Annotated in this window: 9 protein-coding genes, 1 tRNA gene and 2 pseudogenes; 7 read left to right on the top strand and 5 right to left on the bottom strand. The window is 40.4% G+C overall.

The annotated features are described in order from the left end of the window. Positions 1 to 42: 42 nt before the first annotated feature. The gene (gene fbp / locus ACYQ3A_RS11205) at positions 43 to 984 is read right to left on the bottom strand and encodes a class 1 fructose-bisphosphatase (protein WP_459897456.1); all 942 of its coding nucleotides are present in this window, start codon (positions 982 to 984) and stop codon (positions 43 to 45) included. 75 nt (positions 985 to 1,059) lie between these two features. Further along, positions 1,060 to 2,007, bottom strand: a pseudogene (locus tag ACYQ3A_RS11210) (transposase); the annotation flags it as partial. 266 nt (positions 2,008 to 2,273) lie between these two features. Here ACYQ3A_RS11210 and ACYQ3A_RS11215 point away from each other — a divergent pair. From ACYQ3A_RS11215 to ACYQ3A_RS11225, 3 genes and pseudogenes are all read left to right on the top strand, one after another. Further along, complete coding sequence (locus ACYQ3A_RS11215; protein ID WP_459897413.1) at positions 2,274 to 2,660, top strand: integrase catalytic domain-containing protein; 387 nt, start codon at positions 2,274 to 2,276, stop codon at positions 2,658 to 2,660. A gap of 362 nt (positions 2,661 to 3,022) precedes the next feature. Next, positions 3,023 to 3,481: pseudogene (locus tag ACYQ3A_RS11220) on the top strand (integrase core domain-containing protein); the annotation flags it as partial. Further along, positions 3,446 to 3,533: transfer RNA gene (locus ACYQ3A_RS11225), tRNA-Leu, on the top strand. The pseudogene ACYQ3A_RS11220 and the gene ACYQ3A_RS11225, both read left to right, overlap by 36 nt. 205 nt (positions 3,534 to 3,738) lie before the next feature. Here the strand turns inward: ACYQ3A_RS11225 and ACYQ3A_RS11230 are convergent. Continuing rightward, entirely contained in the window at positions 3,739 to 4,791 is a 1,053-nt protein-coding gene (locus ACYQ3A_RS11230; RefSeq protein ID WP_459897414.1) for a potassium channel family protein, read from the bottom strand. Positions 4,792 to 4,848: 57 nt separating this feature from the next. Between ACYQ3A_RS11230 and ACYQ3A_RS11235 the strand changes: the two genes are divergently transcribed. From ACYQ3A_RS11235 to ACYQ3A_RS11245, 3 genes are read left to right on the top strand one after another with little or no spacing between them, the layout of a single operon-like run. After that, positions 4,849 to 5,379: a RusA family crossover junction endodeoxyribonuclease gene (locus tag ACYQ3A_RS11235; protein ID WP_459897415.1), complete on the top strand. Its 531-nt coding sequence runs from the start codon at positions 4,849 to 4,851 to the stop codon at positions 5,377 to 5,379. Next, positions 5,345 to 6,901 carry an NAD(P)/FAD-dependent oxidoreductase gene (locus tag ACYQ3A_RS11240; RefSeq protein WP_459897416.1) on the top strand — a complete coding sequence of 519 codons (1,557 nt, stop codon included), beginning with the start codon at positions 5,345 to 5,347 and terminating at the stop codon, positions 6,899 to 6,901. The genes ACYQ3A_RS11235 and ACYQ3A_RS11240 overlap by 35 nt, the downstream gene beginning before the upstream one ends. Continuing rightward, entirely contained in the window at positions 6,898 to 7,857 is a 960-nt protein-coding gene (locus ACYQ3A_RS11245) for a bile acid:sodium symporter family protein (RefSeq protein WP_459897417.1), read from the top strand. The genes ACYQ3A_RS11240 and ACYQ3A_RS11245 overlap by 4 nt, the downstream gene beginning before the upstream one ends. On the opposite strand, the gene ACYQ3A_RS11250 is transcribed toward ACYQ3A_RS11245, so the two are convergent. Next, complete coding sequence (locus ACYQ3A_RS11250; RefSeq protein WP_459897418.1) at positions 7,834 to 8,997, bottom strand: DUF445 family protein; 1,164 nt, start codon at positions 8,995 to 8,997, stop codon at positions 7,834 to 7,836. The two genes, ACYQ3A_RS11245 and ACYQ3A_RS11250, sit on opposite strands and share 24 nt — an antisense overlap. Next, the gene (gene thpR / locus ACYQ3A_RS11255; protein WP_459897419.1) at positions 8,990 to 9,538 is read right to left on the bottom strand and encodes an RNA 2',3'-cyclic phosphodiesterase; all 549 of its coding nucleotides are present in this window, start codon (positions 9,536 to 9,538) and stop codon (positions 8,990 to 8,992) included. The genes ACYQ3A_RS11250 and thpR overlap by 8 nt, the downstream gene beginning before the upstream one ends. Before the next feature lie 181 nt (positions 9,539 to 9,719). Here thpR and pyk point away from each other — a divergent pair. Beyond that, on the top strand, positions 9,720 to 10,937 hold a 1,218-nt coding region (gene pyk / locus ACYQ3A_RS11260), incomplete at its 3' end, for a pyruvate kinase (RefSeq protein ID WP_459897420.1).

Below are 10,937 nucleotides of genomic sequence, written 5' to 3' on the forward strand. Positions count from 1 at the left end.
ATTTTAAGGAAAAGAAATTAGAAGTGTAGATTGAGCTTAATTTTATGAATCATACTCCTTTAAAAATTCAAGACACTTTTCAACTTCCCATTTACTTCCGATAATTACCGGAACTCTCTGATGAAGATCTTCTGGAACAATATCGAGAATCCTCTCTCTTCCAGTAGTACCAATTCCCCCTGCCTGTTCTATGAGAAATGACATTGGACTTGCCTCGTAGAGTAGTCTCAACTTTCCATTTGTATTCTTCTTATCTGCCGGATAGATGAAGATTCCCCCTTTCAGGAGAGTTCTGTGAACATCTGCAACCATTGAACCAACATACCTGAGGGTGTATTTCTCTCCTTTCAGAGAATCTACAAACTTTCTCAGACCTTCACTTGTCCACTTATCCCTGTTGGCTTCATTGATTGAGTAAATCTTTCCTTTCTCTGGCAGTTTAATCTCAGGATGGGAAAGGATAAAGTTTCCAGATTCTGGATCGAATGTGAATCCAACAACTCCTTTTCCAAGGGACATTATAAGCATTGTACTTGGACCGTAGATAACGTATCCTGCCGCAAGCTGTTCTCTTCCCGGCTTTATGAGAGAGTCTTTATGAATGGAAAAAATCGTTCCAATGCTAACGTTAACGTCAATGTTTGAAGAACCATCAAGTGGATCAAATGCAACAGTGTACCCAGATTCAGAAACTATCAAACAATCCTCAATCTCCTCAGAGGCTATCTGACAAGCTTTCCCGCAGTTTTTCAGGTTTTCAAGGAGTATCTCATTTGCGAGCTCATCAAGCTTTTGAACCTCTTCTCCCTGAATGTTTGTCTTACCAGTACTTCCAAGAATGCTCAAAAGTCCAGCTTTCCTAACTTTTCCAGCAATTTCCTTCGTAGCTGAAACGATTTCGTTGAGAAGAAGAATTAAATCGTCATCAAGATGCGGAATCTCCTCTTTTGCTGTTAAAAGGTATGCTGTAAATGGAACAGCCATTGTACCCTCCTGACTTGTAGTTTCTTTTTCTATTTTATCAGCAAGAGATAGAAAGGAAAACAAAGCGAATGTAGGTGTTTGAAAAATCATTACAACAAGCACAGCACATAGATTAAACAGAATAAACTTTGCAAGAACAAACAACATAGCAATATGAAAACTCTCAGTTCTCTCATAACTACCAAGAGCCTGCTTCACCTCACCAAACAGAACCTCAATCCCGTCTCTCTGTTTGTAAAGATCATCAGAATCAACAAATTGCTGAGCAACCTTCCTAAACTCACTCCTGACAATTCCCTGATTCCTAATCTTCACATAAGGTTTAAAACCAGCAGAAAGAACCTGGCAGATAAAATCTTCACTGTCATAACCCTTATCAGCTAAAAGAGTTTTACCTTCTACTATTCTTCTGAAAGCTTCTTCAAAGCTTATCCATTGAATAATCTGTCCCCCAAGCTTGATCTCATTTGAATACCCTTTACCAGCTACTGCACCGACAACAACTCTTTTACCATTTTTGAAATGAACGGAGAGAGCTACCACTTTCACGTGATTCCTTATCTTCTCTATCTCTGTTCCTCTCAGTATTTTGAGAGGGTAAAGCTCCTCATACTTAAAGCCTGTTCCGTCAATGATGAAGTAAGAGATGTTTTTCTCTTTTCCCTTTATACACCTCCAGAACAGGTAGTCAATCAGGTCTTCAAGGAGTAGGAAAGGAAGCTGTTTTAGACATAGTAGTACGTTGAATGGTCTGGAATACTTTCTTCTCCAAAGATAGCTTTTTCAAAGTCTTCAATTTCTCTGAATGAAAGTTTCCAGGCTTTCTGGAGGAATAGCATTGTTAGGATGATTTCACCTGGACATTCCTCTGGTCTTCCTATACTTTTGGGTTTTGAACATAAATTTATTAGAGCCTGTCCTCTCTCCTTGAGGTATGCTTTGATTATTTTGAGTATCTTCTTGGGGTTTAGTTTTTTTGCTCTCATAGGGAGAGAGGATAGGCTTTTTTATTTGTCTTGGCAATTTTCAAACACCCTCGCTTTAGTAAAGGTCTGGCGTATCATGGATTACCTTTGTAGCAAAACTTGCTCCTGTGCTTCCTAAAATAGTTCCCAAACTTATAGAAACTGGAAACCTCGTTTTGAGGAAGAGATCAAAGAAAAACTGATATGAATTTCTCCTGCAACGATAAACAGAATGCTTGCCGATGAGAAGAAGAAAATAAACCTAAAATGTAAAAGCAGGAAAAGCCCGGCACACCTATCAAGCACCAGATACCGATAAGAACATTGGCCGATTGGAAAAAACAGAGCTGGATTCATAGAGATAGACTTGTGGGGCACGACGGAGGAAAACTCAAAGGAGACTTCTGTTATACCTTCATGATGACCGATGTTAAGACTCAATGGATAGAACCCATAGCAATCCAAAATCGCGTTCAAGTCTGGACTCTTAAAGCACTTCAAGAAGCCGTAAAGAGATTTCCATTTCCCATACTCGGAATAGACTACGATAATGACACGGCATTCATAAACGTTCATCTCCCTAAGTGGTGTGAGGAAAGGGAAATAACTTTTACTCGCTCAAGACCTTACAAAAAGAACGATAACTGTCACGTAGAACAGAAGAATTGGTTTATAGTCAGAAGGTACGCTGGTTATTTCATTCAGGTATGAGTCTGACTCTCTTTTGGTTTTGAACGATTTGTACAGGAGGCTTAGGCTTTACATAACTTTTTTCAGCCTTCTATGAAGCTCATAGAGAAGGGAAGAGTAGGTTCTAAAGTGCGTAAGAATACGACACTCCTAAAACTCCTTTTGAAAGGGTTCTTGAGAGTCCAGAAGTTTCGGATGATGTGAAGAGAGAGCTTACCAGGGTTTACGAGTCTCTGAACCCTGCTCAGTTAAGGAAAGAGATTGCTGTTTTGCAGAGGAAATTGTTTAATCTGGCTGTGAGGGTGGAATGATGATTTTGTATAGGTTTTTAACATGAGGTATCGTATATGGTTTCGTACAGATTCTTACGTGAGGCAACAGGGAGGTTTTTCCAGGAACTTGAAGGATATCTTCTCTTTAAGATAGAGAGGGTTCAGACCGATAATGGAAGCGAATTTTTAGGAGAACTGGATGAATACCTTAGAAAAAGAGGGATAGAACACTACTTTAGTTATCCGAAGTCCCCGAAGACTAATGCACACGTAGAAAGGTTTATTCAGACGACAGAGAATGAACTGTGGATGATAGAAGGGACAGAGCCAACACTTGAAGAGATGAATAAGAAACTCTTTGAGTATTTAAAGGTTTACAACTTTCTAAGACCCCATCAGTCTTTGAATTATAAGACTCCTGCTGAGAAGTTTGAGGACTATATTAGAAGTTATCAAGGTGTCCACCATGTATTGAACTCGAACACCGTTGACAATGATGAGCGGTTGTCCTATATTATGACCCGTCAGGTTAGCGCGGGAGTGGCGGAATCGGCAGACGCGCTGTCTTGAGGGGGCAGTGCCCTTTACGGGCGTGCGGGTTCAAATCCCGCCTCCCGCACCACACTCAATCATGAGTTTCCATCCGAGTTTCAGGAGTTTAAGTTACTCGCAATTCATTTCTTAATCTCACTTTCCCTCTAAATTCTGAACCCATATTTTTCCATTCAACTGCTCAATTACTCACTCAGTTCCAGCCACTGAGATTCTTCGGACTTCGTTCCCAGAATGACTATAAATAGCATCCTTAGAAAGGACTACAGATAAATTTATGCTGACTCTTTGCCTTTTACGAAAGTTTTTAACTTTTCAGCTTGTTCTCTTGTACCGATTATGATTAGCGAATCACCCTCAAGAATCATAGTTGTGGATGTAGGATTTAAAATGAACGAGCCGTCTTTTCTCTTTACACCAATTACAATAACGCCAGTTTTTTTAGGTATTTCAAGGTCTTTTAAGAGTTTCCCGTGGAAAGGAGATCCTTTTAGTACCTTTACTTCCTCGAGTCTCAGGTCTATCTCTCCATGGTGGGTGACAATGTCGAGGAACGTTACCACACTTGGCCTTATTGCAAGTGAGGCCATTCTTAAGCCACCTATAACGTTTGGAAGGATAACCTCTGTAGCTCCTGCCCTTTTAAGCTTAAGAACGTTTTCTTCTCTGTTCGCTCTCGTAACAATTCTCAGATTGGGATTTAAGTTCTTTGCAGAAAGCGTTATGAAAAGGTTGTCTGCATCGTCTGCTGTTGCAACAATCAAGTTAGCTGCTGATTTTATACCAGCCTTAATAAGAGTTTCATCTTGAGTTGCATCTCCGAGAATGTAAATAAGGTTAGGGTACTTTTCCTTAGCTTCTTCTATCCTTGACTCGTCTTTCTCAATAACGACAAAGGGAATTTTTTCTCTCCACAGCTCTTTGATAGCAGCTTGTCCCGTTCTCCCAAGCCCGCAAACAATCGTATGGTCCTTAAGCTTTGAAACCATCTTTTCAATCCTCTTTATTATAAATATTTTCCGCAGTTCCCCTTCAAAAATCATTGCTGCAACTGTAGAAGCACCGTAAGCAAAAACGGCAAAAGCAACAATAATTACAAACATTGTAAAAATTTTTCCTGCAGTAGAGAGTGGATGGACTTCTCCATAACCTACCGTTGAGATAGTTATTATTGTGTGCCATAGGGCATCCAGAAAGGACCAGCCTTCTATGTACACTATTCCGACAGTTGAAAAGGTGATGAGGAGAAGTAAAAAGGAAAGAATATTTGTAAATTTTCTGATAGTTTCTGCTTCTGCTGTTTTTTTCTTATGTTTAGAAAATAGCATAGTTTTTTCCGTTTACTGACGAGTTTTCATTATCAGAATATATTATAGGAGCAGATGATGAAGTTCAAGTTTTTCTTTGTCGGAAAAATTCCAAGCAAGGCAAACTATAAGAAGATCTCTCACAGGCGGATAAAAGGTGAAATGAAGCCATTTATCATCAACAATCCGCAAGTCATTTCGTCTCAGAAAGAAGCCATATATCAGCTTCACCTTCAGAAACTATCCTACGGGATTGAGAAATTTCCGATAGAGAAACCTGTGAAGGTTTCTATTTCTTTTCTCCTTTCCGGACGGGTAAAACAGAGGGACATAGATAATGCTGAAAAATTTGTTGGAGATATCCTTGAAAAAGCAGAAGTTTTGAAGAGGGATTCTCTGATTTACGTAAAGGAGAGGGTGGAGAAGAGGCTCGGTATAAAGGGATTTGATGAAATAGTTATTATTGAGATTGAGGAACTTTCGGATTCTGACAGGAAGATTCATGAGAAAGAGGTTGAAGAGCTTCCAAAAGAGTTCTTTGAATTCTTAAAGAAATTAAAACTGGAGTTGCCCAATGAGAGTGGAGTTAGATGTAAGAGTTCCGATTGATAGCACCCTTGAAGAGGAGCTGAAGAAGTTAGGAATTGAGGTGGAGTTTGAGATAGTTAGAAAATCCTTGGATGCGAGGAAGAAGCCATACTATCTCTACAGAATTGTTATTGACCTTCCAGAAGAGGTTGCAGAGAAACTGATAAAAGAGGGAAAGGTAAGGGAGTATAAAGGAGTTGAAGAGCTTTCGATTCCTGTTATTTCAACTAAGAAGAGCGTTTTAATTGTTGGAACGGGACCGGCAGGACTTTTTGCTGCACTGATACTTGCTGAGGCTGGTTTTGATGTTACAGTGGTTGAGAGAGGTAAACCTGTGGAAGAGAGGGTTAAGGACGTTTCCCGTTTCTGGAAGGAGAGAAAACTTGATGAAAACTCGAATGTTCAGTTTGGAGAGGGTGGAGCAGGAACATTTTCGGATGGAAAGCTAACAACAAGAGTTAAGGATAAAAAGAAACACTTTGTTTACAGAGTTTTCGTTGAGTGTGGAGCACCACCTGAAATCCTTTATGAAAATAAACCTCATATAGGAACAGATAAACTCCAGGAGGTTATTCCGAATCTTAGAAAAAAACTTCAGGATTTGGGTGTTGTCCTTAGGTTTTCGACAAGGCTTGAAAGACTAAAAATCAGGGATGGAAAGGTTGAAGAGGTTCATCTGAAGGACTTGAAGACAGGAATTGAAACTGTTGAGAAGTTCGACTACATCTTCCTTGCCATAGGAAACAGTGCAAGGGACACTTTTGAGATGTTAAGAAGAGAAGGAATTGCTTTAGAATCCAAGCCTTTTGCGGTTGGTCTCCGGGTTGTTCACAGGCAGAGGACAATAGATAGAATGCAGTATGGGAAATTCTTCAAACATCCCAACCTTCCACCAGCAGATTACTCGTTGACCTACAGAGGTAGGGAAAGGAATGTTTTCTCTTTTTGCATGTGTCCGGGTGGTTACGTCATCTGTGCATCATCTGAAGAGAACAGTGTTGTCTGTAACGGAATGAGTGACTATAAGAGGGACAGCGGTTACGCAAACAGTGCAATTGTTGTTCAGGTTTTCCCTGAAGATTTTGAGAACGATCCGTTTAAAGCAATTGATTTTCAGAGAGCTCTTGAAAGAGCAGCCTTTGTGATGGGGGGCAGCAACTACACAATGCCAGCCCAGAAAGTGTGGGATTTCATAGAGGGTCAGAGCTCAAGCAAGCTCATTGAAGGTGGATACATTCCTGAGATAAAGAGTGCACGGCTGGATAGACTCCTTCCAGAACCGATAGCCGAACACATAAAAGAGGCTTTCCTCTACTGGAGTAAAAAGATTCCTTTCTTCGTTCCAGGAAATGCAACCTTTGTTGGGGTTGAGACAAGAACCTCTTCTCCACTGAGAATTGTGAGAAGAGAGGACTATTCCTCTATTTCTGCCGATAACCTCTTTCCGATTGGAGAGGGAGCAGGTTATGCAGGTGGTATAACAAGCTCTGCGATTGATGGAATAAACGGAGCTCTCTCGTTGATTGAGAGGTTAAAGGAATGAGCTGGTTTCCCAACTTCCTGTGGCTCTGGACACTTTTAATCGTTCCTGTTGGTCTCTACCAGCCTGAGCTTTTCTATCCTCTGAAACCCTATATCAAACCACTCCTCGGGACTGTGATACTTGCAATGGGAATGACTTTACGACTTGAAGATTTTAGAGTTGTTTTCAGAAAGCCAAAACTGATAATTGTCGGACTCTTTTCTCAGTACACTGTAATGCCGATTCTGGGGCTTGTCGTTGGCCTGCTCTTCTTTAAAAGTCTCCCGAAGGACTTCATAGCTGGTCAGGTTCTCACAGGTTCCTGTCCGACCGGTGTTGTTTCAAACGTCTATAATTTTCTTGCCGGTGCAAACGTTGCACTCTCAATTTCCCTTTCTGCAGTCAACACACTTGTCTCTCCTGTTTTAACTCCGATTTTTACGGGAGCTCTCGTTTCAAAGATTGTCCACGTTGATGTTTTAAAGCTCTTTATTGACATGATTCAGGTCACTCTGATTCCAGTTCTGATTGGAATAGGAATTAACTACTATTTCAGCGATAAGGTTGAAAGGATAAAGCCAATTCTTCCTGTCTATTCAACGGTTGCAGTTGTTCTAATTGTTGGATTTGTTGTTGCAGCCGGACACAAGAAGATCCTTTCACTGCCGGTGAGCTCTGTCTTTATGCTTGTCTTGGCTTCCACATTTCATCTACTCTTTGGTTACTGGTTTGGATATGTAATCTCGAGGTTTTCTAGAATTGAGAAGAGAGAAAGGATAACGATTTCCATTGAAACGGCAATGCAGAACTCTGGACTTGCAACTGTTTTAGCCCTTTCTCAGTGGGGAGCAGTTGCAGCACTTCCGGCAGTTACCTACAGCGTTGTTCAGAATTTAATTGGTCCCTTTGTCTGTTTTCTCTTTAAAAAGATGATTGAGTGGCACTATGGAAAGTTAAATAAAGAAAAGAACCTGTAGTCCACCAATGATGAATCCTAGAACTCCACCCAAGAGGGTGATGTAGCGAAGTTCCTCTTCTATCAGCTTTAGGACTATTGCTTCAAGATCTTCAATGGGAAGTGAGTTGATTCTGTCTTTAACGAGAGTTTCAACGTCAACAGATTCCATTATCACGGGGAGCTCAATCTCAATTACCTGGAGAAGCTTTTCCGTTGCAACTTTTGATATGTAGTCTTTTTTCTTTTGAACAAGTTCCTTTAACAGATTAATGATCTGGGGAACAATCTCTTCCTTCAGTCCAGAAATTTCTGAAATTCTCTTTTTTCTGTAAGGGTTGATAATCTCCAAAATTGAATCTTTGACTATTCTTTTGACATTTTCGCCTCTTTCTTCTGAAAAGTTGATTTCTCTGTTGAGGATCTCCCTTGTCTTTTCCCAGACAATCTTTGAGATCTTAATCTTGAACTGTGGATCGGAGGTGGAATTCTCAATGAACCTTATAACCACGTCAGAGATTTTCTCTGAAAAGCTGTCAACAGTCTTTTCTGTTAAAAGTGGGAAGTATGTCTTAAACCTTAGGAGGTTGTTCTTCACTCCGTAGTAGATGATATCTTTGAACTCTGGCTTTCTTGTTAGCTCTAAAATCTGCTCCGTTATTTCGTCTATCTTCTCATCAATGAATTTTTCCAGTTCTTTCTTTAAGTTATGTGGCAGAAGTTCTTCAACTTTCTTTCCATTCAAAAACTCAAAGAGTTTATCAATGAGCTCAGAGAGCTTCTCTTCAACGAGGTTAAAATTTACAAGGACTTCAAGCCTTTCATCTCCAATGTTTTCCAGAAACTCTTCAATGTACCTATCTCCACTTTTTACAAACTCATCAAGTAATCTTTCAACGAGCTGTTTCAGGTTTTCTCTTATCTTTTCTTCGTTGAGTCTTTTCCTCAAGACTTCTTCTGTCAGCAGGTTTTCCTTAACGACTTTTGCAATGGCTTCTGCAAGCTTTTCTCTCTTTGATGGGATAAGTCCGGGGGTAAAAGGAACCTTCCAGCCAAAGATGTAGTAAGTCTTCACGGGTCTAAAGAGCATCTTAATAGCAACGTAGTTTGTGAAATATCCAATAGCTGCACCGACAATTGGAGGGACAAAGAGCTCAATCAAGGACTATCTCCTCTAAAACTCTGTAGATGGGGCCTTCTGTGGTTAGTTTACTCTCGATGAGACATACCTTTGGTTCAATCTTTTCATCAAAGAGGTACTCTTTCATCTGAAAAAGATAGCTTTTAAATTTTGTTGCATGTCGTAGTTTCTTTATCCTTAAAAGTGTCAAATGGGGTTTAAAGTTCTCTTCAAGTGGAAATCCAAAGGGCATTAGAGCCTGGTCAATTTTCCTTTTTATCTCTTCGATTCCTTCAGATTCCATGCCGACCCAGAGGACTCTGGGAAACTTCAGGTTCGGGAAGACTCCAAGTCCTCTGTAGCTGATTACAGGGGCCTTTACTCCTTTAAGTCTGTTCCTTAGCATCTGTCCAATCTGGGAGATTTTCTCTTCTTCAACGTCTCCAAGAAACCTGTAGGTAAAGTGGATATTTTCCTTTTCAACCCACTTTCCTGAAATCTTTAAGGACTCTATCTTCTCCCTCACAATTTCTATTCCAGAAACAGAGGTAAGAGTTCCAACAAAAAGTCTTTTCTTTGCCATCCGACCTCCTACGAATTTAATTATAATCAACTGTAGAGAGTTAAACTTCCTCCAGCTTCTTTGAGAAAAGAAAAAGTCTGAATATTTCGTCCTGGTAAGGAGGTTAGGGGGTAAGAAAAAAACATCTTTTAATGGATAAGAGCAAATTTTTGAATAAACTACCAGTTTGGGGGATTGAGCGATGAAGAAGAGAACAAAAATAGTGGCAACTCTGGGACCAGCCTCTTCAGATAAAAAGATTTTAAAAAGGATGGTTGAAAGTGGTTTAAACGTTGTAAGACTCAACATGTCCCACGGCACCCACGATGAGCATAAAGCAAGGATAGAACTTGTTAGGGAAATCGAAAAGGAGACCGGCAGACCGATTCCAATTTTGATGGATCTCTGCGGTCCAAAGATAAGAATTGGAAAGATTCCAAAAGAACCACTTTTCCTTCACAGAGGGGATAGAATCGTTCTGACAACAGGAAAACCTGCTAAGAACAAGATCACCGTTAACTATCCCGATCTTCACAGAGAGGTCAGAAAGGGAGAGACGATTCTCCTTGCAGATGGAGCTTTTAGGCTGAAGGTGAAAGAAGTCAGAGGAGAGGATATCATCTGCGAGGTGCTGGTTGGAGGTCCTTTAACTTCTCACAAGGGAGTGAATCTTCCCCATTCGAAACTCTCAGTTCCAGCCCTAACTGAAAAGGACAAAGAAGACGTAAAGTTTGGGATTGAAAACGGTGTTGATATCATTGCCCTCTCTTTTGTTAGAAAAGCCGAAGACGTTGTTGAGCTGAAGGAGTTAATCAGAAGTCTTGGGAAAAACATTCCCATTATTGCAAAGATAGAGAAGCCTGAGGCAGTTAAGAACATTGATTCAATTCTGAAAGTTGCAGATGGAATAATGGTTGCAAGGGGAGACTTGGGAGTGGAGCTTCCTATTGAAAAAGTTCCAGTCATTCAGAAACAGCTCATAAGAAAGGCGAACGAAGCAGGAAAACCTGTTATAACTGCAACTCAGATGCTCAAATCGATGGTTGACCTTCCATCCCCAACAAGAGCTGAAGTTACAGACATAGCAAATGCCGTTTTGGATGGAACTGATGCTTTAATGCTTTCAGAAGAGACAGCAGTTGGAAAGTATCCAGTCAGAGTTATAAGAACTATGGCAAAAGTCGCATCTGAAGCTGAGAAAATCTATCTATACAAACGTTACATGGATATGCCTGCTAAAACCTTACAGGATTCCCTTGCAAAGTCTGCCTGTAATCTCTCAAGAGAGGTAAAAGTAAAAGCGATTGTTCCATTCACAAGAAGTGGTGCTTCTGCTCTGGCAGTTGCAAAGTATAAACCACCAGTCCCAATTTACGCCGTAACCCACGATATTGAAACGTGCAGGAGGCTTAATCTTGTC

The sequence above is a fragment of the Desulfurobacterium crinifex genome, assembly GCF_054656775.1.